At 65.2% G+C, this 25,058-nt stretch carries 20 protein-coding genes; 11 read left to right on the forward strand and 9 right to left on the reverse strand.

The features are described 5' to 3' along the window. The first annotated feature begins 59 nt into the window (after positions 1 to 59). From C5689_RS15415 to ppx, 7 genes are all read left to right on the forward strand, one after another. Positions 60 to 1,568, forward strand: a complete 1,509-nt coding sequence (locus tag C5689_RS15415; RefSeq protein WP_108918163.1) for a peptidoglycan DD-metalloendopeptidase family protein — start codon at positions 60 to 62, stop codon at positions 1,566 to 1,568. Positions 1,569 to 1,732: 164 nt separating this feature from the next. Beyond that, positions 1,733 to 2,014 (forward strand): hypothetical protein, encoded by a 282-nt coding sequence (locus C5689_RS15420; protein ID WP_167398731.1) that lies wholly within the window; start codon positions 1,733 to 1,735, stop codon positions 2,012 to 2,014. A 219-nt stretch (positions 2,015 to 2,233) separates the two neighbouring features. Beyond that, the gene (locus tag C5689_RS15425) at positions 2,234 to 2,803 is read left to right on the forward strand and encodes a CDP-alcohol phosphatidyltransferase family protein (protein WP_108918164.1); all 570 of its coding nucleotides are present in this window, start codon (positions 2,234 to 2,236) and stop codon (positions 2,801 to 2,803) included. Further along, positions 2,790 to 3,944, forward strand: coding sequence for an AI-2E family transporter (locus tag C5689_RS15430; RefSeq protein WP_108918148.1), 1,155 nt, complete (start codon positions 2,790 to 2,792; stop codon positions 3,942 to 3,944). Before C5689_RS15425 ends, C5689_RS15430 begins: the two co-directional genes overlap by 14 nt. A 5-nt stretch (positions 3,945 to 3,949) precedes the next feature. Further along, complete coding sequence (locus tag C5689_RS15435; RefSeq protein WP_108918149.1) at positions 3,950 to 4,645, forward strand: P-loop NTPase family protein; 696 nt, start codon at positions 3,950 to 3,952, stop codon at positions 4,643 to 4,645. A gap of 61 nt (positions 4,646 to 4,706) precedes the next feature. Further along, a complete protein-coding gene (locus C5689_RS15440; RefSeq protein WP_108918150.1) occupies positions 4,707 to 6,950 on the forward strand; it encodes an RNA degradosome polyphosphate kinase in 2,244 nt (747 codons plus the stop codon). Then, positions 6,892 to 8,472, forward strand: coding sequence for an exopolyphosphatase (ppx, locus tag C5689_RS15445; protein WP_108918151.1), 1,581 nt, complete (start codon positions 6,892 to 6,894; stop codon positions 8,470 to 8,472). The genes C5689_RS15440 and ppx overlap by 59 nt, the downstream gene beginning before the upstream one ends. A gap of 17 nt (positions 8,473 to 8,489) precedes the next feature. On the opposite strand, the gene C5689_RS15450 is transcribed toward ppx, so the two are convergent. Beyond that, complete coding sequence (locus C5689_RS15450) at positions 8,490 to 8,894, reverse strand: hypothetical protein (protein ID WP_108918165.1); 405 nt, start codon at positions 8,892 to 8,894, stop codon at positions 8,490 to 8,492. A gap of 398 nt (positions 8,895 to 9,292) precedes the next feature. After that, the gene (gene rnd / locus C5689_RS15455) at positions 9,293 to 10,465 is read right to left on the reverse strand and encodes a ribonuclease D (RefSeq protein WP_108918166.1); all 1,173 of its coding nucleotides are present in this window, start codon (positions 10,463 to 10,465) and stop codon (positions 9,293 to 9,295) included. A gap of 265 nt (positions 10,466 to 10,730) precedes the next feature. Between rnd and C5689_RS15460 the strand changes: the two genes are divergently transcribed. Further along, complete coding sequence (locus C5689_RS15460) at positions 10,731 to 11,720, forward strand: tetratricopeptide repeat protein (RefSeq protein WP_108918152.1); 990 nt, start codon at positions 10,731 to 10,733, stop codon at positions 11,718 to 11,720. A gap of 22 nt (positions 11,721 to 11,742) precedes the next feature. Here C5689_RS15460 and C5689_RS15465 read toward each other — a convergent pair whose 3' ends face one another. From C5689_RS15465 to C5689_RS15480, 4 genes are all read right to left on the reverse strand, one after another. Beyond that, complete coding sequence (locus tag C5689_RS15465; RefSeq protein ID WP_108918153.1) at positions 11,743 to 12,348, reverse strand: DUF1826 domain-containing protein; 606 nt, start codon at positions 12,346 to 12,348, stop codon at positions 11,743 to 11,745. Beyond that, the gene (gene zigA, locus C5689_RS15470) at positions 12,338 to 13,564 is read right to left on the reverse strand and encodes a zinc metallochaperone GTPase ZigA (protein ID WP_108918154.1); all 1,227 of its coding nucleotides are present in this window, start codon (positions 13,562 to 13,564) and stop codon (positions 12,338 to 12,340) included. The genes C5689_RS15465 and zigA overlap by 11 nt, the downstream gene beginning before the upstream one ends. A 121-nt stretch (positions 13,565 to 13,685) precedes the next feature. Beyond that, positions 13,686 to 14,630, reverse strand: a complete 945-nt coding sequence (locus tag C5689_RS15475; protein WP_108918155.1) for a restriction endonuclease — start codon at positions 14,628 to 14,630, stop codon at positions 13,686 to 13,688. 175 nt (positions 14,631 to 14,805) lie between these two features. Next, entirely contained in the window at positions 14,806 to 15,312 is a 507-nt protein-coding gene (locus C5689_RS15480) for a peroxiredoxin (protein WP_108918156.1), read from the reverse strand. A 139-nt stretch (positions 15,313 to 15,451) separates the two neighbouring features. Between C5689_RS15480 and C5689_RS15485 the strand changes: the two genes are divergently transcribed. Further along, positions 15,452 to 19,003 (forward strand): YhdP family protein, encoded by a 3,552-nt coding sequence (locus tag C5689_RS15485; protein ID WP_244594742.1) that lies wholly within the window; start codon positions 15,452 to 15,454, stop codon positions 19,001 to 19,003. Positions 19,004 to 19,010: 7 nt separating this feature from the next. On the opposite strand, the gene tyrS is transcribed toward C5689_RS15485, so the two are convergent. Further along, positions 19,011 to 20,276: a tyrosine--tRNA ligase gene (tyrS, locus tag C5689_RS15490; RefSeq protein ID WP_108918158.1), complete on the reverse strand. Its 1,266-nt coding sequence runs from the start codon at positions 20,274 to 20,276 to the stop codon at positions 19,011 to 19,013. Positions 20,277 to 20,588: 312 nt separating this feature from the next. Then, positions 20,589 to 22,172, reverse strand: a complete 1,584-nt coding sequence (gene mmoX, locus C5689_RS15495) for an aromatic/alkene monooxygenase hydroxylase subunit alpha (RefSeq protein WP_108918167.1) — start codon at positions 22,170 to 22,172, stop codon at positions 20,589 to 20,591. Positions 22,173 to 22,702: 530 nt separating this feature from the next. On the opposite strand from mmoX, the gene C5689_RS15500 reads away from it, so the two are divergent. Both C5689_RS15500 and C5689_RS18270 read left to right on the forward strand, forming a co-directional pair. Then, the gene (locus C5689_RS15500) at positions 22,703 to 23,938 is read left to right on the forward strand and encodes a lipase-like domain-containing protein (protein ID WP_108918159.1); all 1,236 of its coding nucleotides are present in this window, start codon (positions 22,703 to 22,705) and stop codon (positions 23,936 to 23,938) included. 261 nt (positions 23,939 to 24,199) lie between these two features. Then, entirely contained in the window at positions 24,200 to 24,475 is a 276-nt protein-coding gene (locus C5689_RS18270) for a hypothetical protein (protein ID WP_146188399.1), read from the forward strand. A gap of 79 nt (positions 24,476 to 24,554) precedes the next feature. Here C5689_RS18270 and C5689_RS18870 read toward each other — a convergent pair. Next, a partial coding sequence (locus C5689_RS18870; RefSeq protein WP_108918161.1) for a DUF2076 domain-containing protein occupies positions 24,555 to 25,058 on the reverse strand: 504 nt, incomplete at its 5' end.

The following is a 25,058-nucleotide window of genomic DNA, read 5'->3' on the forward strand; positions in this document are numbered from 1 at the left end:
TAGGTCGCGTCATGGCAATTGAGCGTCGTATTTTTCTGTCGCGAGTCGCAAAGCGGCTCATGTTCGCAGCCGGCGCCGCCGGCCTGCTCGCCGGTTGTTCGGACGCGTCCCGCTTCGCCGATCCCTTCACCAATCCGTTCCAGGATTCCGCGCCCATGGGCCGCGTCGATCGCGTTCCGACGGGGACCAATCCCGTGCGCCGCAGCGTCGTGGAGCGGCAGCCGCTCGCCCCGCCGCCGGCGGCGATCCGCACGCCGGCGCCCGTCGCCGCGGCTCCTGCGCCCGCTCCTGTCCAAGTTGCCGCTCCTGCTCCCGCCAGGGCGGCGGGCGCCTATAATCATTGGAGCGCCGAAGGCGGCACGCCCGTCGTCGTCGCCGAGGGCGAATCGGCCGGCGTCGTCGCGACGCGCTATGGCGTGCCGCTGGATGCGCTGCTGCGCGTCAACGGCTATGGCAAGCCGGCCGAGGTGCATCCCGGCTCGCGGCTGGTGATCCCGATCTATCGCGCCTCCGCGGCTGCGGCGCCAGTCGCCGTTCCGGCGCCGGCGCGCGCCGCTCCCGTCTATGCCGCGACCGCCCATGTGGCGCAGCGGGCGGCGGATGTGCGCGACCGCAAGGCGGCCGCGCCGGTCGAGCCCAAGCGGACATCGAGCGTCGAGCCCGCTTCCGCGCCGTCGAAGCCGGTCTCGACCGAGCGGCCGCGTCCGGCCCCCGTCAAGCAGGCGCAGATCGAGGCGAGGCCCGCGCCCGTCGAGCCCAAATCGGCCGTTCTCAAGCCGGCTGTTCTCAAGCCGGCGGTCGTCGCCAAGCCGGTCGAGGCGAAGCCCGCGCCGCGGCAGATCGCCCAGGCGCCGGCGCAGCCCGCCAAAGCGGCGCAAAAGCCCGCGGAGACGCATCCTGCCCGCGCGCAGCTCGCGCAGCGGACGAAGGAGCAGGAGCCCGTCAAGGCGAAGCTCGCTCAGGCCGAGCCCGCAAAGCCGGAGGTCCGCGCCGAAAAGATCGCCAAGAAGAAGCCCGAGCCGGCGCCCGTCAAGGAGCGCGAGATCGCCCGCGCGCCGCAGGCGGAAAAGCCGCAGAGATACGCCGAAGCCGCGCCGGCCCCGCAGCCGCAGGCTCTGCGCAGCATCGACAAGACTCCGACCGCCTCGATCCCGTCGCCGGCCCAGCCGGCCGAAGAGAAATCGGCCTCGGCCGATGCGCGTCCCGAATTCCGCTGGCCGGCGCGCGGCCGCATCATCCAGGGCTTCGCCACGGGCGGCAATGACGGCATCAATATCGCCGTGCCCGAGGGCACGCAGGTGAAAGCGGCCGAGGGTGGCGTCGTCGCCTATGCCGGCAGCGAGCTGAAAGGCTATGGCAATCTTGTGCTGATCCGGCATCCCAATGGCTTCGTCTCCGCCTATGCCCATAATGGGGAGCTCGATGTGAAGCGCGGCGATCAGGTCAAGCGCGGCCAGACGATCGCCAAGTCCGGCCAGTCCGGCAATGTCGGCTCGCCGCAGCTGCATTTCGAGCTGCGCAAAGGGGCGACGCCGGTCGATCCGACCGGCTATCTCGCCGGACTGTGAGCGCAGGCTGTGAGCTGAGGAATCTCGGGCGTTCGCGAGACACTTACGCCGGAGTGGGGCGACGGGCCGCGCAAGCGCCCGTCGCCCGTTTTCTTTTCACGTCGGAGCCTCTATAGGGACGTCCGGGTCGGGCGATAAGGGAAAAATCGGCAGTGAAACGTCCTATGTCTCTCGCAGCGGCTCTCTTTTTCGCCACGCCGGCCTTCGCCGTCGATTCGACGGGCATTCCGATCTGCGACGCGCTGCTGAAGCGCTATGAGGAATGTTCGGTCGAGCTGCCGCGCGCCAATATCCACGCCGCGCAGAAGGAGCTGCTCGAGGGCGCTATGAGCCTGCGCGCCAACGCCTCCAATCCGCAGCTGCGCCCGAGCCTCGAGAAATTCTGCGCCGACACTTTCGAGGCGATGAAGACCTCGAGCGAGATCAAGGCCTGCATGTCGAAGTAGGCCTCGCGCGAGCCCTTCCGCGTAGCATCACGTATAGCTGGCTCAGCGCCGCCGACTTACCATCACCGCCGTTTCGGATGGGCCGGCGGTCTGCGTCGGACGGTTCGACATGTCTCGAGAAGCGAGCCGGAAGGCACGCGCGCCGAGCTTGCGCCGGCAGAGCGCCGCTCGAACGGATCGGGGGCGCTCTAGCGCCGAGCCCGTGGCGCGCCAAATATGATGCTCATGCGCTCCCTCTATCTGCAATGGCTGCCGAATTTCATCACCATCGGGCGGCTCGTGCTGACGCCGGCGGCGATCGACATGATCGTCGGCGAGCATTGGCGCGCCGCTTTCGCGATTTTCGTGCTCGCCGGAGCGTCGGACGCGCTCGACGGCTGGTTGGCCAAGACCTTCGATCTGCGCACGGACCTCGGCGCCGTGCTCGATCCCATCGCCGACAAGGCGCTCATCGTCTCCATTTATGCGACGCTGGCGATAAAAGGCGCGCTGCCGCCCTGGCTCGCGCTTCTGGTGATCTCGCGCGACGTTCTGATCGTCGGCGCCGTGTTCGTCGCTTGGCTGCTGGCCCGCCCGATGGACCTTCGCCCCTTGCCGGTCTCGAAAGCCACCACGGCGGCGCAGCTCTTGCTCGCCGCGATCGTGCTCGCGGGCGAGGCCTTCGCTTTTCCGCTCGGGGAGGCGACGAGCCTCGTCTTCGCCGTGGTGGCGGCATTGACCGTCGCTTCGGCCAGCGTCTATCTCTGGCGCTGGGTCAAGCTCATGGGGCCGGACGATGTCGGAGCGTGAGGTGGAGGCGACGCGCGTTCCGGTCGGGCTCGGGCTCGAACGGCCGCTTGTTATGTGCGCGGGGGCGATTTTCCTCGTCTTCGCGCTGTTTTATTTTCTGAGCTCGGTTCTCGCGCCTTTCCTGGCGGGGCTCGCGCTCGGCTATCTGCTCGACCCGGTCGCCGATCGGCTGCAAACGCTCGGCCTCTCGCGCCTCGGCGCCTCTTTCGCAATTTTGACGGTGTTCGTCGTGCTGACGGCGGCGATCGTGCTGCTGGTCGCGCCGGTGCTCACGCGGCAATTGACCGAATTCGTCGAGAGTCTGCCCGGCTATCTCACTACTCTGCAGGGGCTGCTCGCGCGCGTCAGCCGCGAGGCGACCGGCGACTTCATGCGCAGCGTCTATGAGAAGCTCGGCCTGCCGGTCTCCGACGCCTCGCTCGACACGCAGAAATATGTGAACGACATCGCCAGCGAGGCGGCGCGCATGGGCGCCGCCTTTTTGAAATCGCTGGTCTCCGGTGGGGCGGCGCTGGTCAATATGGCGTCGCTCGTGGTGATCACGCCGGTCGTCGCCTTCTACATTCTGCTCGACTGGGACGATATGGTCGCGACGCTCGATTCGCTGACGCCGCCGCGCTATCGCGAAGATGTGCGCGCCATCGCGCGCGACATCGACAAAGCGCTCGCCGGCTTTCTGCGCGGGCAGGCGCTGGTCTGCCTGTTCCTGGGCCTCTGGTACAGCATCGGCCTGTCGCTCATCGGCCTGAATTTCGGCTTTCTCATCGGCGTCGGCGCCGGCGTGCTCAGCTTCGTGCCCTATGTCGGCTCGATCACCGCCTTCGTCCTCTCCATCATCGTCGCCACGGTTCAGGGCTGGCCGGACTGGCGGCTGCCGGCCATGGCGGTGGCGGTCGTCTCCACCGGCCTTTTTCTCGACGGCAATGTTCTGTCGCCGCGGCTCGTCGGCGGCTCCATCGGCGTGCATCCGGTGTGGCTGATGTTCGCTCTGCTGGCGGCGGGATCGCTGTTCGGCTTCACCGGCCTGCTGCTCGCGGCGCCGGTGGCGGCGGCGCTCGGCGTCATCTTGCGTTTCGCGACGCGGCGCTATCGGCAGAGCGCGCTGTTTCTCGGCCCCGCCGCGCCGCCGCGGGAGAGCTGACTCCGATGCCCGGCGCAGGCGACGCTCGCCGCGGCCCCGCCCAGCTCTTTTTCGATCTGGCGGGCGCGCCGCGCCATGGCGACGCGGATTTTTTGATCTCGCCCGCCAATCGCGCGGCTCACGAGATGATCTCGCGCTGGCCGGACTGGCCGGACAGCGCGCTGCTGCTCGTCGGCCCGCCGGGTTCCGGCAAGACCCATCTCGGGGCGATCTTCGCGCGCCGACATGACGCTCTTCTCGTCTCCCCGACCGATATTCCCGAGCCCGGCGCGCTCTGCGGAGCCTGCGCGCTGCTCGACGGGCTGGAGGCGGTGACGGATGAGACAGCTTTGTTTCATTTGATGAATTTCATTCGCGAAAGCGGCGGGTCGCTGCTGATCTCGTCACGCCGGCCGCCGTCCGCGCTGAAAATCGCGCTTCCCGACCTATTGTCGCGTTTACGTCGTGCGCCGGTCGTAGAAATCGGCGCGCCGGACGATTCGCTGATTCGCGCCGTGCTGGAAAAGCTGTTTCGCGACCGCCAATTGGCGGTCGAGGCGACGCTGGTCGATTATGTCGCGCTTCGGCTCGAGCGTTCGCTGGATGCGGCGCGCGCCTTCGTGCGGATGCTCGACGAGGAAGCGCTCTCGCGTGGCCGTCCGGTCACGCGCGCGCTCGCGGGCGAGCTTCTCCAGCTCATCGACGCCTCTCGCGGCGCGTGAGGGCTTTCGTATGGCGGAAAATCTGTCAGAATCGCGCCGGCGGGCGAGAGGTGGGAAAAGCATGACGAAGCATATTCAGGACAATCTCGAGGCCGAGCGGACCGGAGCCGACATTCCCGTCATGGACCAGCCGGGCGAGCTTCTGGAGCATCCCGAAGAGCTCGCCGTTCTGCCGCAGCGCTTCATCAATCGCGAATTGTCCTGGCTAGAGTTCAACCGCCGCGTTCTCGAGGAGGCGTCCAACCGCAATCATCCGCTGCTGGAGCAGCTGCGCTTCCTCTCCATCTCCGCCAATAATCTCGACGAATTCTTCATGGTGCGCGTCGCCGGCCTGCGCGGTCAGGTGCGCACCGGCGTCGCCACTCTTTCGCAGGACGGGCTGACTCCGGCCGAGCAGCTGGTGAAGATCAACGAGCGCGTGGCGCTGCTCACCACGGCGCAGACGCGACGCTGGCGCGAATTGCGCCGCGAGATCGAGGATGTCGGCATCGTCATCGTGGAGCCGGGACATCTCTCCAAGGGCGACCGCGAATGGCTCGACGATCATTTCCTCTCGCGCGTCTTCCCGGTGCTGACGCCGCTCGCCATCGACCCGGCGCATCCTTTCCCCTTCATCCCCAATCTCGGCTTCACTCTGGCGCTGGAGCTAGTGCGTCCGGGCGACCGCAAGACGCTTCACGCTCTGGTGCGCCTGCCGCCCAAGATCGAGCGCTTCGTGCGCCTGCCGAGCGCGCAAGGAACGGGACATGGGACGGGGCAGGGGCGCGAGCGCTTCATGCTGCTCGAGACCTTGATCGCCATCAATGCGCAGAAGCTCTTCCCCGGCTATCAGCTCAAGGGGCAGGGGATTTTCCGCCTCATTCGCGACAGCGACCTCGAGGTGGAGGAGGAGGCGGAGGATCTCGTGCGCCTGTTCGAGACGGCGCTCAAGCGTCGCCGCCGCGGCTCGGTCATTCGCCTTGAGGTCGCCTCGGACATGCCGGAGGCGCTGCGCGCGCTGGTCGCCGAGGAGCTCGATGTCGGCGAGGACGAGACTTTCGTGGTCGATGGAATGCTGGCGCTGAACGATCTTTCCGAGGTGGTCGGGCTCGATCGGCCCGATCTCAAGTTCAAGCCCTATACGCCGCGCTTCCCCGAGCGCGTGCGCGATAATGGCGGCGATTGCTTCCTGGCCATCAAGCAGAAGGACCTCGCGGTCCATCACCCCTATGAATCCTTCGATGTCGTCGTGCAGTTCCTGCAGCAGGCGGCGCGCGATCCCAATGTGGTCGCGATCAAGCAGACGCTCTATCGCACCTCCTCCAACAGCCCCATCGTGCGTGCTCTGGTGGAGGCGGCGGAGGCCGGCAAATCGGTGACGGCGCTGGTCGAGCTGAAGGCGCGCTTCGACGAGGAGGCCAATATCCGCTGGGCGCGCGATCTCGAGCGCGCCGGCGCGCAGGTCGTGTTCGGCTTCATCGAGCTGAAGACGCATGGCAAGCTGTCGATGGTGGTGCGCCGCGAGGGCGGAAGCATCGTCACCTATTGCCATGTCGGCACCGGCAATTATCATCCGGTGACGGCGCGCATTTATACCGACATCTCGCTCTTCACCGCCGATCCGGCGATCGGCCGCGACGTGTCGCGCATCTTCAATTTCATCACCGGCTATGCGGAGCCCGCCGGGCTCGAGCGCATGGCGGTGTCGCCCATCTCGCTCAAGACCAGGCTGCTCGAGCATATCGAGCAGGAGATCGGCTTCGCCAAGGCAGGCAAGCCGGCGGCGATCTGGGGCAAATGCAACGCCCTCGTCGATCCCGAGATCATCGATGCGCTCTATCACGCCTCGCAGGCGGGCGTGTCGATCGAATTCGTCGTGCGCGGCATATGCTGCCTGCGGCCGGGAGTGCCGGGCCTTTCCGACAATATCCGCGTCAAATCGATTGTCGGGCGCTTCCTCGAGCACGCCCGCGTCTATTGCTTCGGCGGCGGCCACGCGCTGCCGCACGCCAAGGCCCATGTCTATATTTCCTCGGCCGATCTCATGCCGCGCAATCTCGATCGCCGCGTCGAGGTCTTGATGCCGATCACCAATCCGACCGTGCATCAGCAAATTCTCGATCAGATCATGCTGGCCAATCTCATCGACAACGAACAGAGCTATCGAGTCTTGCCGGACGGCTCGTCCTTACGCATAACTCCCCCGGAGGGCGAAGAGCGGTTCAACGCCCATAAATACTTCATGACCAACCCGAGTCTCTCCGGCCGTGGCAAGTCTCTCAAGGAATGGCGTCCGCGATCGCTCCTCAAGCCGCGCGAGGAGTGACGCGGTCGAGACCGAGGCTGGGGCGCTCTCGCGAGCGCAGCGGCCTGTCGCGATCGTCGACATCGGCTCCAATTCGGTGCGCCTCGTCGCCTATGTCGGGCTGCACCGGGCGCTGACGCCGATATTCAACGAAAAGGCCATGTGCGGTCTCGGACGCGGCGTCGTCACGACGGGCCGCCTGCCGGAGGACGCGATTCGCAAGGCGTTGCAGGCGCTGCGGCGTTTTCGCGCGCTCTGCGAGATCATGGAGATCGACGACATAGAGGTGATCGCGACAGCGGCGGCTCGCGACGCTGTCAATGGCGCCGCCTTTCTCACTGCGGCGAGCGAAGCGATCGGCCGCGAGATTTCGCTGCTGTCGGGCCGCCGCGAGGCCGAGCTTTCGGCGCTCGGCGTGATCTCCGCCATTCACGAGCCCGACGGCGTCGTCGGCGATCTCGGCGGCGGCTCGCTCGAGCTCATCGATCTGCATGGCGGCGCAATGGGCGAGGGGGTCACGCTGCCGCTCGGCGGCCTCGCGCTGATGGACGCCGCGAGCCGCTCCACCCGTCAGGCGGCGCGAATCGCTCGTAAGGCGATCGAGGATGCGCTTCCCTTGCAACGGCTCAAGGGCCGCGCCTTCTACGCCGTCGGCGGCACATGGCGCGCGCTGGCGCGGCTGCACATGCGCCAGCGCAATTATCCGCTCGACATGATGCATAACTACCGCATCCCGACCAGCGACGCGGCGGAATTCGCCAGCCTGCTGGAGCGCGTCGACAGCGAGGCGCTGGCCGACATCGCCGCGGTCTCGACGGCGCGCCGTCCACTGCTCGCCTATGGCGCGATTGTGCTCGACGAGGTGATTCGCAAGGCGCGGCCCAAGGAGATCGTCATCTCGGCCGCGGGCGTGCGCGAGGGGCTGCTCTATGAGCGCCTCACGCCGGCCGAACGCGCCGCCGATCCGCTGGTCGCCGCAGCGCGCGAGCTCGAGCGCGCCATGGCCCGCGCGCCCGGCTATGGAGATGATCTCATCGCCTGGACCGATGCGCTGTTTTCCTCTTCGGGCCTACAGGAGACGGAGGAGGAGGTGCGGCTGCGCCACGCCGCCTGTTTTCTCTCGGATGTCAGCTGGCGCGCCCATCCGGACTATCGCGCCAATCAGGCGATGAATGTGATCGCCAATTCCGCCTTCGTGGCCGTCGATCATCCGGGCCGCGCCTTTCTGGCGCTGGTGGCGGTGCTGCGTCACGCAGGCCCCGATAGCGAGGGCGCTCTGCCGGTGCGCGGCCTGATGTCGCCGCGCCTGCTGGAGCGCGCCCGCGTGCTCTCGGCGGCGCTGCGCGTCGGCTATCTGCTGAGCGCGGCCATGCCCGGCGTCTTGCCGCTCACGCCGCTCGTCGCGAGCGACGGGAGGTTGATTCTGTCTCTGCCGGGGGAATTCGCCGATCTCGTGAGCGAGCGGCTGGCCAGCCGTTGCAAGGCGCTCGGCCGTCTCATCGGAGCCGAGGCGGTGATAGAGGCGACCGCCTCCGTCGTCTGACGGAGGCGGCGCTCGTTTCAATAGGCGGCGCGCGGCGCGACACGCTCGCTCGACGTCACCGTCAGGGCGCCGGCGTCGTCCGAGCAGGCGAAGCGCAGCGTCTTGGCGACGGCAGTGTCGAGATTGGCGGAGGAGCCGCTGGAGATCGGCACGATGAAGCGCGTCGTCGCGGTGGCCGGCGTCGCCTCCTCGAGCGTGGGCGCGTCGAAGACGATCACCGTCAGCCGACAGGCGCCGCCGCCGCCGACGAAATAGCTCAACACATGCTTCCGACCCGCGTCGAAGCTGGCCGCAGCGAGCGGCTTCAGCGTCACCGGCGCAGCGACCGGCCCATAAGGCTCGGCGTGCAGGGCCACGCCCGCCGTGAGGCTCAGCACAGCGGCGAGGGCCAGAGCGAAGATGCGTTTGCCTGCAGTCATCATGGTCTTGTCCTTCCTCATACGGCGCTGGGGAGCGCCCCTCTGCGACCTGCTCGTCCTCGAGGCGCCGAAGCCGTCCCGAGTTCACGTTGCGTCGCAACATGAGCGTATGTTGCATCGCAATAGCAGAATTTCAAGGCGCGGTTTGTCGCAGGGGCGTCTCTATAGAACTATTCGATTCTACAATGAATTCAGATCGAAAGGCGGGTTGTGCGTCGCAAGATAGAGCGGGGTAGCCTATGCCGATCAGGTGGGCATAGCGCTACCCATACCCATACTAGAGGATGGGTCATAGAATGGGTGAATGGGCGGGATTATGTCCTACCCATACGTCAGTCGGATTGAAGGGAACGGAAAGAGCGAGCCTGAAGGCGCGCCTCGCAGATCTCGCGTGGAGGGGCTCAGCGTCCGGCGGACTCGTCCAGCTCCTGCCAGTCGAGCGTGACGACCTTGCCCTTTTCGACCGCCAGAGCCAGCCTTCCGGCTTTCAGCTGCAGCGCTTTCTCGCCGAAAATCGCCCGCCGCCAGCCGGAGAGGGCGGGCACATCCGCCCCATCGTCGGCGGCGATGGCATCGAGGTCCTCTACGGTGGCGATCATTTTGGTGGCGACGCCCGTCTCTTCGGCGACCTGCCGCAGCAGAACCTTGAGCAGCTCGACCGTGGCTCCGCTGGAGCTGCCGCGCTTCTCCCGCTCTATGCGCGGCAATGTGGCGGGATCGCGCGCCAGCGCTCTCTCCACGGCGGCGACGATATCCGCGCCGGAGCGCGAGCGCTCGAGCCCGCGCGGGAAGGCGCGCAGATTGCCGAGCGCCTCCTGCGTGCGCGGGGCGGCGAGGGCGATCTCGATCAGCATATCGTCCTTGAGCACGCGCGAGCGCGGCACGTCACGGCCCTGCGCCTCGCTCTCGCGCCAAGCGGCGAGCTCCATCAGCACGGCGAGGTCGCGCGGCTTGCGCACGCGATGGCGCAGGCGCTCCCAGGCGTTCTCCGGGCTCTGCTCATAGGTCTCGGGCGTGGTCAAGGTGCGCATTTCGTCGGCGAGCCAGTCGAGCCGGTTGGAGCGCTCCAGCCGCGCGCGCAAATGCGTGTAGATCTGCCGCAAATGGGTGACGTCGGCGATGGCGTAATCGATCTGCGCCGTCGACAAAGGCCGCTTCGACCAATCGGTGAAACGCGAGGATTTGTCGAGGCTCTCTTTGGAGATGGCCTTCACCAGCTCGACATAGGAGACCTGATCGCCGAAGCCGCAGACCATCGCGGCGACCTGCGTGTCGAACAAGGGCGCGGGAATCAGCCGCGCGAGCCGCCAGACGATTTCGAGATCCTGGCGGGCCGCGTGGAACACCTTGACCACGCTCTCATTGGCCATCAGCTCGAAAAAGGGCGTGAGGTCCAGGCCCTCGGACAGAGTGTCGACGGCGAAGGCCTCCTCGGGCGAGGCCAGCTGAATGACGCAGACCTTGGGCCAGAAAGTCGTTTCCCTCAAAAACTCCGTATCGACGGTGACGAAGGGATGACGGGAGAGACGGGCGCAGGCGGCGGCGAGATCTTCGGTAGAGGTCAAGAGGCTCATCGACATTCAGTCTTAGAGTAATTTTTTGTGGTTCAGAAGTGTCTCAATGCATGTTTTCGACCGTTTTTCTGGCTCGGGGGGCGCTCGGAGCTGCGCCTTAGCCGCACTGCAAGGCCAAAAATCGCGGCGGCCGCGCGTCTCGAAGTCGTCGGCGCCGCCGTTTGCGTCGCTGCGGTTCCGGCGCGGGCTCGGATTTTTCCCATTGCCCTCGAAGCGTCGAAATGAAATCATAGCGGAATACTCGACAATAGGAGCCCCTGGCCACATGGCGCCTCTCGCTTTCGCCTCGACGCCGTTTCATCTTGCGGCCCGCTTCGCTCTCGCGGCGGCGCTGTTCGTCTTTTCCAACGCGGCATACGCCAAGGGCGACGCTTGGGCCGGCTGCCGCGCCGCCGATCCCGACAAGCGCATCGAGGGCTGTAGCGAGGTGATCGCCCGCGGCGACAAGGAGATAAAGCCGAACCGCGTGGCTGCTCACGTCAATCGCGGCGGCGCTTATCACGCCAAGGGCGATTATGAGCGCGCGCTCGCCGATTACGACAAGGCGCTGGAGATCGATCCCAATTCGGCGGCGGCTCTGGCCGATCGCGCCGCCGCCTATCGCGCCAAGGGCGATTTCGACCATGCTCTCGCCGATTACGACAAGCTCGTCGCCTCACAGCCGAAATCTCCGGCCGCCTATCTCGGCCGTGGCGGCGCCTATCAGAGTAGAGGCGATCTCGACAAGGCCATCGTCGAATACGATAAGGCGCTGGAGCTGGACAAGAAATCCGCCGCCGCGCTGAGCAATCGCGGTCGCGCCTGGCGCGCCAAGGGCGATCTCGACCGCGCGCTCGCCGATTTCGATGCGGCGGTAAAGCTCGAGCCCAAATCCGCGCAGGCCTATCTCAATCGCGCCGCGCTCTATCAGGCCAAGGGCGATCTCGACCATGCGCTGGCCGATTACGACAGAGCGATCGAGCAGGACGGAAAGCTTGCCATCGCCTACAATAATCGCGGGCTGACTTTGCACGCCAAGGGCGATTTCGACCGCGCCATCGCCGATTTCGGCAAGGCCGTCGCGATCGACGCCAAATATGCGCGCGCCTATCTCAATCGCGCCAACGCCTATCGCGGCAAGCGCGATCCCGAACACGCCAAGCCCGATCTCGAGCAGGCGCTGGCGCTCGACCCCAATCTCGCCGCGGCGAAGAAAGGGCTCGACGAGGTGACGAAGCAGCTCGCCGTCCGCGCCGCGGCTGCGCCGGCGCAATAATCCCGCCGATGCGCTCTCGCCGTCAGCGGGACGGCGCGGGCGCCTCGTCTATGGCGAGGAAGAGTCGCTCGATTCCTGTCCCGGCGATCGGCGGCGATCGATGCGGCAGGGCGCGGAGGTCGGCGCTCGCCGCCTTTTCGCCGCGCATTATCGCGACCCAGCCGCGCTCGAGCCGCCGAATCGAATTCTCCTCGACCGGATCGGCTTTCGGTCCCGGCGCGATCCATTGCGTGCCCGGGCCGCGATAGGTGGTCACGAGCCGAAAGCGCACGAAATCGACGTGAAAGAGACGGCAGGCGTCGTCCTCGATCGTCTCCAGCCGGACGCGAATCTCGCTCGCCCGCGTCGCCTCTCGATAGAGGCGCGCGAGGCGCATCACATCGCTCGTGAGCCATTGGGCGAGCCATGCTTCGAATCCCGCTTCGGCGAGTGCGGCGGCGAGCGCGCGGGGCAAAGTCTCCTCCGCTCCGGTCACCCGCATTCGCAGCGGCTGCGCGAAACGCATCGTATCTAGCGCCGCGGCGATTCGCGGCTCCAGCTCGCGCGGCAACAGACAGATCGAGCGCGATTGCATCAGCCGGCGGTAGGAGAGCCGCGACGGCGGGGCGGCGGTTTCGTCACATAGCATCGGCGCTCTCCCAAGCGGGGAAGGGATCGCCGAGCGAGCGATAGGCGGAAGCGTCGAAGCGCTTCGGCTTTTGCGGCCCGACGAGGCAGGCGTCGAGCGCGGCGCGAATCGCGGCCTCGTCCATGCCGATTCCGATGAAGACGAGCTCCTGCCGGCGATCGCCCCAGACCTCGTCCCAATTGCGCTCAAAATGGCGCTTCCAATCGGGATGATCGGGCCAATGCTGCTTCGGCACGGCGATCCACCAATAGCCCATGGCCGTCACGCGGGCGATCGCGCCGGCGATCGAAAATTCGCCGACCCATTTCGGCCGGGTGGCGAGCCAGAAATGCCCTTTGGCGCGCACGAGGCCGGGCCGGGTCGCATTGATGAATGCGTTGAATTTCTCCGGATGGAACGGACGCCGCGCCCGATAGACGAAGCTCTCTATTCCATATTGTTCCGACTCCGGCACATGGTCTTCCGGGCTGTAGAGCGCCTTGTGCCATAGCGGATGGCGCTCCGCCTTCTCCTCGTCGAAGAGGCCGGTGTCGAGAATGGCGTCCATCGGCGCCGCGCCAAAATCGGTCTCGACGATGCGCGCGTCGGCGTTCAGCGACTTCACCACTTTGCGCACCAGCGCCAGCCGTTCCGCCGACACCGCCGAGGCCTTGTTGAGCACGATGACGTCGGCGAATTCGATCTGCTCGACGAGGAGAGCGACGAGAGTGCGATCGTCGTCCTCGCCGGCGACCTCGCCGCGGTCGCGCAGAAAGTCGTTCGAGCCATAGTCCTGCAGCAGGCTGGCCGCGTCGACGACGGTGACCATGGTGTCGAGCCGCGCGAGATCCGAGAGGCTGTCGCCATTCTCGTCGCGAAAGGAGAAGGTGCTGGCGACCGGCAGCGGCTCAGCGATGCCCGTGCTCTCGATCAGCAGATAATCGAAGCGGCCTTCCTCGCCGAGGCGCCGCACCTCGGCGAGCAGATCGTCGCGCAAGGTGCAGCAGATGCAGCCATTGGTCATTTCGACGAGCTTCTCGTCGGTGCGCGACAGCTCTGCGCCGCCGTCACGGATGAGATCGGCGTCGATATTCACTTCGCTCATATCGTTCACGATGACGGCGACGCGCCGGCCCTCGCGATTATTGAGCACATGATTGAGCAGCGTCGTCTTTCCGGCCCCGAGAAAGCCGGAGAGGACGGTGACGGGGAGGCGAGGGTCGGGGAGCTGGGCCATGGCGCGCCATATGTTATGTTATAACATGTAGTGACGTAGCCGAGCGGGATAGCGGCGTCAAGCAGAGGCGAGGCGGCTCGAATTCCCGTGGACCGAGGAGACGCCGCGATCACTATGGCCGTCAAACGATAGCGGTTCGACTGCTCGACCGCAGGCCGATCACTCGAAGTAGTCTTCGTCTATCGAGTGCTTCTTCAACTCGGCATCCGACATTGTATCGGATCATCAGCTTCGTGAGCTGATCCCCGTCGATCAATACGATGCGCTTGCTGAGAAATTGGGCCGTTTCTATCGCCGAAGCCGAAAAACGCGAGGTCGTCACGAACAGGCCTTTAGTCGCCTTGTGCCGATCGAGGCTTCCGAAAAAATCTCGGATCGCTCCCGATCCGACATTATTGCCCTCGGCGTAGCGTTTGGCCTGTATATAGACCCGATCCAGCCCGAGCGCGTCCTGATCGATCACGCCGTCTACGCCGTCATCACCGCTGCGACCTAGAGCGCGTCCGGCGTCGGCGACGGAGCCGCCGAAACCCATTCCGAGGAGCAGATTGACGAGCAGCCGCTCGAAAAATTCGGGCGGCGCGCTGCGAACGCGATCGAGCAGGTCTCGTCTCAGGGACGCATCGATTTCGCGATGCGCCTCCCGCATGATTTCATCGGGCGTTTGCGACCGAAGCTCGATCGAAGACAGAGCGACAGGCGGAGCCTCCTCGTCTTCTTGCCGTGCGCCTTTGACGAAATCCCGGAACTCCTCGAACCGGGTCAAAAACGCGTTGTCGATACGCCCAGGATTTGACTGGAGCGCGATCTTTCCTCGATCTGTGATCGTGAAATGGCCGCGCCGGGTGATTTCGACCAGGCCGGCCTTGTTCAGATAGGTTTTCGCCCAATGCACGCGATTGGCGAAAAGGGTTTGTCTGCCCGACGGCAGCAGTTGCGCTCGCTCCTCCGCCGTCAGAGCGAGGCTGTCCGCAACGCGCTCCACGACGTCGCCGATACGAATTTCGCCCTGCGATGCGGCTGAAAGGACCGGGAGCATCAAGGATTGATAATCGGGAATAGCCATTTTCGAAGCGTATCTTCGGGACGTGCGCCGCACAACGCCCTTTGGCTGCGCTTGCGCAAATCGACCATCGAAGACGAGCCTGAAAACGGGCGTCTCGAAGGTCGACCTCGCACTTTCGGTACGCGCCTCTGGACGAAGAGGGGTTGCAGAGCCGCCTCGGGCGTGGGCGTAGGGCCTATTTCCCCTTCGCCGCCGCCAGCACCTCGGCCGCATGGCCCGGCACTTTCACCTTGCGCCAGATTTTCTCGATCTTCCCGTCCGGGCCGATCAGAAAAGTCGAGCGCTCCACGCCCATATATTTGCGGCCGTACATGCTCTTCTCCACCCACACCCCATAGGCGGAGAGCATTTCCTTGCTCTCGTCGGAGGCGAGCGGGAATGTCAGCTCATATTTGGCGCGGAATTTGTCGTGCTTGGCCGGCGAATCCGGCGAGACGCCGACGAGCGCGGTCTTCGCCTTGCCGAAATCGGCCTTCAAAGCGTTGAATTCGATCGCTTCCTTGGTGCAGCCGGAGGTGTCGTCCTTGGGGTAGAAATAGAGCGCCAGCTTCTTGCCGGAAAAGCCGGAAAGAGAGAGCGTCTCGCCGCCGGCGCCGGGCAGCTCGAAAGAGGGGGCGGCGTCGCCTTCGCGCAAGCCTGTGGATTTCTTCGCTTCGGTCACTGCGCCTTCCTTTCGTCTCATCCGCCGTTACAATCGGCAGGATGCAGAGGATGGCGCGCTCCGCAAGAGATTCTGGTAGAAATCCCCAGTTGCGCGCCATTCGAGTTGTGATCTTCTCGACGACGTGCAGATTCGGCGCCGGCGCGCGCGGACCCGCGCGGTGCAACCGAAGGGCTGGCGTTTGACGCAGAGGATAGACGAGAGCCCGGCGGTCGAAACGCGGGCCTCGCGCATTTTATTGGGGTTTTTCCCGCGCGGCTGCACCGCGATCCGGCTGCGCGGCTTTTGCGCGGTGCGTTGTCTTTCCGTCATGGCGGTGTCGACGCTGCTCGTCGTCGTGGTCGCCGTCGGCGCTTTTTTCGCCGCGCTCGCTCGCGGCCCCATCGCCTCCGACTGGCTCGCGCCCAAGATCGTCGAGGCGCTCGACGATCTCTATTCGCATCGCTATCAATTCGGGCTGAGCTCGGTGGCGATCGCCAGCACCGATCACGGCCTCACTTTCACGGTCAACGGCCTCGCCGTGAAGGACGGCGAGCGCACGGTTCTCGCCGCGCCGCGCGCGCAATTGTCGGTCGACCCGCGATCGCTGCTCATCGGCCGCCTGACGCCGCGCCGACTCGACGTGCTGGACCTCGAGCTGCGGCTGGAGGTGCTTCCCAACGGCGTGGTGGCGATCTCGGCGCCCGGCGCCGATCCCGTCGCCATTCCGCTGGACGCGCCGCCTCCGCAATCGGAGCCGACCGCCGAGCCGCAGGCGGCGTCCGCCGCGGCCGCGCCCGTCCCCTCGCTGCGGCAGGCCGCCGGCGCTCTGCGCGCGGTGATGAATTTCATCGTCGATCCAGAGAGCCCCGTCGCCGCCATCGACAAAATCGGCGTCTCCAACGCCCGTCTCGTCATCGACGATCGCACGCTGGACAAGACCATCGTCTATGACGATCTGGCGCTGAGCTTCGACAGGATCGTCGGCGCGCGGCGATTGCGTCTCGGCGCGACCGGCCCTTCCGGCCATGTCGGCGCCGAAGTGGAAGCCAAGGGCGCGATGGGCGAGCGGCGCTCGCTCGACGCGCGGCTGCGCGGCCTCTCCATGGAGGAGGTCGCGCTCGCCGCCGGCGCCCGCACGCTGCCCTTCGACACCGACGCGCCCTTGTCGCTCGATCTGCATTTCGCGCTCGCCGGCGACGGCCGCGTCGTCGAAGCGAGCGGGAAATTCTCCGTCGGCGAGGGCTTTTTCCGGCTCGAAGAGCCGGACGCCGAGCCTTTCATGCTCCAGGAACTGTCCATCTCCGGCCGCTGGGACATGGAGCGCCGGCTGCTCGCCATAGAGCCGGTCGAGATCCGCACCGGCGTCGCGCGGCTGACCTTCAAAGGCGCGCTGACGCCGCCGGCGGAAGGGGCGGGGATCGTCGCGCTTTCTTTCGATCTCGTGCGGCCGGGCGTCTTTCTGCCGGAGCGTCATGGCGAGGCGCCGCTGGCGATCGAGAGCGCCGGCCTCACCGCGACGCTCGATCTCGTCGCCAAGAGATACAAGGTCGAGCGCGTCTTCCTCGATGGCCCCGAAGTGCATGCCACGGCCTCTGTGGAGGTCGATGGCGCGCAGCCGGACGGAACGCATCTCAAATATGCGATCCGCGCGACGCAGACGCCGATCCGCTCGGTGCTGCGCATCTGGCCGACGCAGGTCGCCGCGCCGACGCGCATGTGGATGGACGAGCATATCGCGGCCGGCGTGATGCGCAGCGGAACGCTCACCGCCGATCTCGACCAGCAGGCGATGATCGCCGGGCGCTACGAACGGCCGCCGCCGGATGCGGCGCTGCGCGGCGATTTCGATCTCGACAATGCGACGCTCGTCGACGCCGTTCCGGGCCTGTGGCCGATCAACGGGATGAACGGCCATATCGCGCTCACCGGCCGCACAGTGTCTTTCGTCGCCTCCTCCGGCGTGATGGAGAGCGCGCCGGGCCGCAAGCTCGCCATCACGGAAGGCGTCTTCCGCGCTCCCTCGCTCGGCCCCGATCCTGCGCCCGCCTGGATCGAATTGAAGCTCGTCGGCGGCGTCGAAGCGGTCGCCGACATACTTTCCCTGAAGAGCGTCGCCCCGGCCGCCAGCCTGCCGATGGACGCCAATCAGCTCAAAGGCCAGATCGAAGGCAAATTGCGCATCGATTTCGAGCTCGGGCTGTCGGCGAAAGAAGAGCATACGCGCATCACGGTCGACGCGGAGACGACCAATCTCTCCATGGAGCGCTTCATCGGCAAGGAGCGGCTGGAGGGAGCCGCTCTGCGGCTGATCTCGGATCGCGAGGGGCTGCGCGTCACCGGCGCGGGCCGCGTGTTCGGCGCGCCGGTGACGCTCGATCTGCGCCGCGCCGCCGGCGAGAAGGGACAGGCGCAGGCGCAATTGTCGCTGTCGCTCGACGACGCCGCGCGCCAACGCGCCGGCTATGGGTTCAACGGCGTTTCCGGCGTCGTCGGCGTGCAGGTGCAGACCAAGCTGCCGATCGAAGATTCCGAATCGCAATTCGAGATCGATTTCTCCAAAGCCGCGCTCGATCACCCTCTGCCCGGTGTGACCAAAGCGCCCGGCAAGCCCGGGCGCGCCAGCTTCACTCTGGTGAAGCGGCCGGACGGCTCGGCGCTCGAGCAATTGCAGGCGGAGGCGGGGCCGCAGCAATTTGCCGGCGTCGTCGAGCTCGCTCGCGACGGAGCGTTGCGCTCGGCCAAGCTCACCCAGGCGAAGCTCTCGCCCGGCGACGATATGCGTCTCGAGGCGACGCGCAGCGGCGAGGGGCTGAAGCTCGTCGTGCGCGGCGCCAATATCGATGCGCGGCCGCTGCTGCGTTACCTCACCCAGCCTTCGACCGAGCCGGCCGCCGCCGCGGCCGCGGGCAAGCCGCCCACGAGCGACGATTTCGATCTCGATCTCAAATCGCCGATCGTCACCGGACACGGCAAGCAGATCCTCTCGAATGTCGATCTTCGCTTCGAGCGGCGCGGCGGCAAGCCGCGGCAATTGTCGCTGACCGGCAATTTCGGCCGCGAGCCTTTCGCCGCAATGCTGACGCGCCATCCGAGCGGCGCGCCGCAGATCGATCTCTCGACCAGCGACGGCGGCGCCTTTCTCTCCTTCCTCGATCTCTATCATCGCATGGAGAGCGGCGCGCTGTCGGCGACCCTATTGCTCAATCCGGGCCGTTCCGACGGCACGATGCGCATTCAGGATTTCTATCTGCAGAACGAGCCGGCCATTCGCCAGCTCGTCATGCAGGGCGCAGCGCGCGTCGACGATAAGGGCGCCGCGCATTTCGACCCGGATTCGGTGAAATTCGCGCGCGTGCAAGCGGCCTTCACCTGGGCGAACGGGCGGCTCAATCTGCGCGATGCGGTGATGTCGGGAACCGACATCGGCCTCACGGTGGACGGCTATATCGACATGGCGCGTGACCGCATCGACGTGTCGGGCTCTTTCGTGCCGGCCTATGGGCTCAATAATCTCGTGTCGAATATTCCGGTCATCGGCCTGATGCTCGCCGGCGGCCAGCACGAGGGCGTCTTCGCGGTGAGCTTTCGCGTCAGCGGCGCCTTCAGCGCGCCGGTGCTGACCGTCAATCCGCTGTCGGTGATCGCGCCGGGCCTGCTGCGCAAGGTCTTCGGCGTCATCGACGGAACCGGCACGGGCCGGCTGCCCGAGAGCGCGCCGGCGCCGCGCTGAACGAATCCTATTCCTCGCCGCGCTCCAGCAGCACATGCTTCTTCTTGCCGAGCGACAATTTGACGACTCCCTCGGAGAAATCCTTCTCCGATAGCACGGCCTTCTCGTCCGTCACCGCAGCGTCATTGAGGCGCAAGCCGCCGGCCTTGATCTGCCGCCGCGCCTCGCCCGTGGAGGCGACGAGCCCGGCTTTCACAAAGGCGGTGAGCACGCCGATCCCCGCCGCCACTTCGCTCGCCGTCACAGCGACCTTGGGCAGAGAAAGCGCCAGCGCGCCTTCCTCGAACGTGCGGCGCGCCGTCTCGGCGGCGAGCTCGGCCGCCTCGCGCCCATGCAGAAGCGCGGTCGCCTCGGTGGCGAGAATCTTCTTCGCCTCGTTGATCTCGGCTCCGCCGAGCGCGGCGAGCTTCTCGATCTCGTCCAGAGGCAGGAAGGTGAACAGCTTCAGGAAGCGGACGACGTCCGCATCCTCCGTATTGCGCCAATATTGCCAATAATCGTAGGGCGCGAGCATAGCGGCGTCGAGCCAGACGGCGCCCGCCGCCGTCTTGCCCATTTTGGCGCCGGAGGAGGTGGTGAGCAACGGCGCGGTCAGCGCATAGAGCTGATGCGTCCCGAGCCGGCGGCCGAGATCGACGCCCATGACGATGTTGCCCCATTGATCGGAGCCGCCCATTTGCAGGCTCGCGCCATAGCGCTTGGCGATCTCGACGAAATCATAGGATTGCAGGCACATATAGTTGAACTCGATGAAGGACAGCTCCTGCTCGCGCTCGAGCCGCAGCTTCACCGAATCCATCGACAACATGCGATTGACCGAGAAATGCCGGCCGACGTCGCGCAGAAAATCGATGTAATTGAGCTTGGTCAGCCATTCGGCGTTGTCGAGCAGAATGGCGTCGGTCTTGCCGTCTCCGAAGCTGAGGAATTTCGCGAAGGTCTTCTGGATCGCCGCCTTGTTGGAGTCGATCGTCTCGATCGAGAGCAGCTTGCGGCTCTCGTCCTTGCCGGAAGGGTCGCCGACGCGCGTGGTGCCGCCGCCGACGAGCGGCAACGGCTTGCCGCCCGTGCGCTGGAGCCAGGAGAGCAGCATGATCGACAAGAGATTGCCGATATGCAGCGAGGCCGCCGTGCAGTCGAAGCCGACATAGGAAACCAGCTCGCCGGAGCGGGCCTTTTCATCCAGCCCCTCGAAATCGGAGCATTGATGCACGAAGCCGCGCGCGATGAGCGTCGCGAGGAATTCGGATTTGGGGCGGAATGCGTCGGACATGGGGGCAGGGTGTTACGGGGAAAGGGGGCCGGGCGCAAGGGTGGGGACGCGTTCGCGACGTCGGCCCGCGGCGCCCCCGACGATTTCGCGCTCCAGCCCACGAAAAAAGGCCCTCTGGAGAAAATCTCCAGAGGGCGAGTCTGTGAGGTCGAGAGTAGCGCTCGACAAGCCGAGCAGGGCGCGCGGGATGCGCAGCCAGCCGAGCCGGCCGAAAAGGCAATTCAGATTCTGAAGTTCTCGCGGGTCCTCCTGGAGGGGCTCTCTTCGCCGGGCGCGAGCGTCCGGCGAAGTCTTTGTTGCGACGGAAGAGGATCAGCCGAACGCCGCCAGCGGATCGTGGAAGACGCAGCCGGCGCGCTCGATATCCTCGAGCGTCCACAAATTGTCGCCGCGCACATGCGGCTGCGCGATCAGCGTCTTGCCGTCCGAGCGCACGCCATGGCCTTCGGCGATGACGTCCGAAAGCTCGCGATCGAGATATTGCTCGAACAGATTCTGGGCCTCGTAGCGCTCAGGCTCCGACAACCACTGGCGCTCGCCCCAATCATCCGTCAGCGAGTGCTTTTTGCCATTGTATTCGTGCACGCGCAGCGAGCCGGAACCCTTGGCGAGCGTCGGGATGAACGGCACTTGCGACACGCGGTCGACATAGACCTCGTGTCCGTTCTGGAGCAGCCAAGCGTAGGGGACGAAGCCGCTCTTGGGATCCTCGTAGCCGAGCCGCTTCCACTCATTGTAGATTTTGCCGTAGTGATCGGCCCAGCCGGGATAATTCGCCTCGAACCATTCCTGATCCTGCTCGTCCGGCAGCGAGACGCGCGAGAAGCCGAGCGGCCACAGAGCGAAAGCGGCCAGCGCCAGATCGTGATGGGCCCAATAGGCGTCGCGCTTGGCGTCGCGCAGCGAAGCCGGGCTCTCGACGCCGTATTTACCGAGACGTCCGATCCAGATTCCACCCCAATCCTCATAGACCCAGCGGTTCCAGGTCTTCACCCAGGGCTCGACCTTGAACTTGGAGCCATATTCGAACAGATAGCCGAGCGCCGGCGTGAAATATTTCTGCTGCGTCCAGAAGGCGTTGTTGAGATCGGTGTTGAGATATTTGGCCGCCGCCGGATCATTGGCGATCGAGACGATCGTCTGATAGCCGTTGGCCATATGGCGCAGTTCGTCCGTCTCGATCGAGAGGAAAACCGTCGGCGTGATCTCGTCGCCATTGGCAGCAGCCCATTCCGTCACCGCGACAATCAGCGGATTGGTGAAGCAGGCTTCGCCGACGAGCTGCAGATTGATCGAGCATTCCACGGCGTCGCCGGAGATGAATCCGTCGGAGAAGACGCGCTTCATGCCCTTCCACAGCGGGCCGATGGCGCGCGTGCGGCGCGCGTCATTATGGCCGGCCGGATCGTGATAGTGCTTGGAATAATAGTGGTTGATGAATGCGCATTGATGCGTGTGACGAATCTCGTCGAGCACCTGCGCGAGATAGCCGTTCTTCTGCTCTGCGGCGGTGGCCGAATCCCACAGCATCGCCGAACCGGAGATCGCATTATATTCGCCGACCTCGAGGAAGTTCGAGATCACCTTCATCGTCTCGCCCCAGCGAGGATGAATCTTATTGCCGGCGCCGAGGCGCGTGAGTCCGTCGAGCAGCGTGCCGAACTGCCGCTCGTCCTTGGCCGCCTCCATGCGGGCGTATTCCTTGGCGATGACCTTGAACTGCTCCTTGGTCTGGTTCGCCATACGGTATTTGGTCGCGTATTTCGTACGATTTTGCTTGAAGTCCCAATTGAAGCTCTGCAGCCATTTATGGACTTCCTGCGGCTCGATTCCGACCGGCGCGCGATTGACCTTCAACGCGTCGGTCGCCGCATTGGTTGCGAGACTGATAGGCATGATTCCTCCGCTGGACTTTATCTTGTGACGTCGCTTCATTCGCGGCTGCCGCACGCGTGGCGGGCGCGCTTCGCAAAGCAAAGCGCGACACGCCGACGCTCTTGCGGTCCAAAGACCAGAAACAGTTTCGACGTCGGTTCTTTCACAGCAAGGTGTGTGCCGTAATTCCATGGTGACAGAAAAACGAAGCTATCATGCGGTGTCAGCAGAATATTTGTGCTTAAATAAAAGACATTTTCGGAAACATATAATACGATAGCATAGATACAGAACGTAAAAATTCATGCATACATGAAACTATGCGATAGTTGATATTATAATCAGAGATTTAAATCAAGTCTCATATTAGAATATTTTAATATCATATTTATGCGGTTCGGCGCGCCACCACGCGACATGTGACGAATTGCTGAATTGACGCCGAATTGGCGATTCGTGGCTCGCTCGCGATCAGAGTCTCGTCGTCGCCATGACGCGTGACGCTCTTCCTGCTAGCTTGCGGGTCACCGCGATCGACGAGGCGGGTGTCGATGAAGTCGAGCTATGTCGTTTTCGTCCATGGCCTGATGGGATGGGGGCCGAATGATCTCGGCGGGCTTCCTTATTGGGGCGACGCTCCGGCGCAATTTGCGCCGCGCTTTCGCACCCATCTCGCCAAATGCGGGCCGCTCAATTCGGTCCATGATTGCGCCTGTGAGCTATTCGCGCAGATCGTCGGCGCGCGCATCGATTATGGCGAGAGCCATAGTGCGCAGGCCGGCCATGCGCGTTTCTCGCGCGATTATGCCGGCCGCGGCTTCATCGATGGCTGGTCGGCCGACAATCCGGTGATACTGATCGGCCACAGCGCCGGCGCTCAGACTTGCCGGATGCTGCAATATCTTCTGGCTCGGGATTTCTGGGGCGTCGGCTCCAGCGCCGATTGGGTGGAGGCGATCGTCGCCATCTCCGGCCCGCTCAATGGCTCGACGCTCGCCTATCGTTATTGCGACGAAGAGCAGGGCAAGCCGAAACTGCTGCCGAGCGCGCTGGTCGCCGGCGCGCTCGCTGTCGTTTCTGCTTTGTCCAGCGTCGGGGCGTCGCGCCTCTATGATCTGCATCTCGATCATTGGGCGCATGAGCACGACAATGGCGAAGCGTTCCTGAGGCGCTTGGATGCGACCCGCTTCGTCGAGAGCGGCGACAATCTCGGCTTCGACGTCACCTTGCACGGCGCCGCGCGCCTCAATCAGACGATGGAGACATTCGAGAATTGTCTCTATCTCGCATTGGTTTCCTCCGCGACGCGCGAGGGACGGTTTTTGAATTTGCCGTTTCTGAGCGCGCGGCATCGCCACGATCGCACCATGGATCTGACGATGCGGGACTCGGCCGCCTATATCGCGACACGGCCCGAGTTTTCGGCGCCTCCGACGCCGGATTGGGGAAGCGGCGATTTGACGATGACGCTCTGGCGAGAGAACGACGGCGTGGTCAATACGATTTCGCAGCGCTATCCGTTCATCGGCCGCGCGCATCCGGTCGGCGGCGAAGGGATATTCGGTTTCGAGGATCGCATCGAGCCCGGCCAATGGCGCTGGCATCGGCTCGACGAAATTTTCGGGCGGTCCTTCGACCACAATGACGCGATGCATGGCGCGCGCATGAAGCCTTTCGAGAAGGGCCGGAGGGAGGCGCAAAGGGAACTCTATCGAAAGATCGCCGATTTTTTTGCGGCGTTCGATGCATCGCGTGACGAAACGATCGTTCGAAGGCAAATTGTATAAAGATGAGGATTGCCGTGACGCGGCGCGGCAATCCTCTGGCGCCATCAAAGCGGATTTGAAGCTCTTATGGAGGAGCCGCGCGTCGAGGCGCGGCGGGTTTCGATGATGGCGAGACGCCTTTCCAGACCTTGGATTGCTTTGACGACGCCGCCGAGCGTCGGCGCAGCCGCAGGAAGAGAAGCGACGGCGCGGCGAAGGGCCGACACCTCCGCCCGCAACTCCTCGAACGCCGCCGCGTCGATCGGCGCGGGGCGGCGCTCCTTGTCGATCGATCCGGTCACATCTTTCGGCGCGGAAGCTCTTGCGGCGATCTCCGCCGGCGGCAGCCAAACGAGAGGATCGGAGGCCGAAGTCGACGCGGATTTCGGAGATTGTGGCGCGCCGAGCGCTTCTCTTTGCCCGACGAAGGCGAAAACGACCAAAAAAACAAGCGTGGTGAAGAATAGCGACATAGCTCTCTCCTCGAGAATCGATAATTCGACGAACCGGGAGACGCTGACGATTTCAACAGGGGGCAGGCTGGCGCAGCTTGGTTAACAGAGGCACAACGACGCAAAAAAATCGCGGCGCGCTCGGGAGCGCGCCGCTCGAGAATTCTCGTCTCGGAGAAGGCGACTCACACGTCGAAGCCGCCGTCCCCGCCGCCGTCGTCATAGCCGCCGACATCGGTGTCGTAATCGGCGCTCTGCACATCGGGGGCGCTGGGCTCCGGGCCGCCATAGCCGGCGTCGGGATAGCCGCCCTGGTCGCCGTAGTAATTGTTGATGATCGTGTCGCCGCCGCTGCTCGCGTGCTCGAAGCCCGAGCCGATGCCGAGATTGCTCCCAGCGCCGCCCATGCCGCCGCCATGGAACAGGCCGCGGATCGAATCGGCGAGCAGCACGCCGCCAGCGACGCCGGCCGCCGTGCCCAGCGCACCCTTCAAGAAGCCGCCGCCGGGGGCCACCGCCGCCTGCTGAGGCGGATAGGCCTGCGGGGCGTAGCCGGAAGGCGGGGCCGCATAGCCCGGCGCGCTGGCCGGGGCCGCGCCCCAGGGGCCGCCCTGCTGCTGCGGGTAGCCGGGCTGCTGGCCGTAGCCCGGAGGCGGGGCGGGACGCGGCGGGGGCGGGGCCTGGCGCTG

It is taken from the genome of Methylosinus sporium, assembly GCF_003113265.1.
Classification (GTDB): Bacteria; Pseudomonadota; Alphaproteobacteria; order Rhizobiales; family Beijerinckiaceae; genus Methylosinus; species Methylosinus sporium.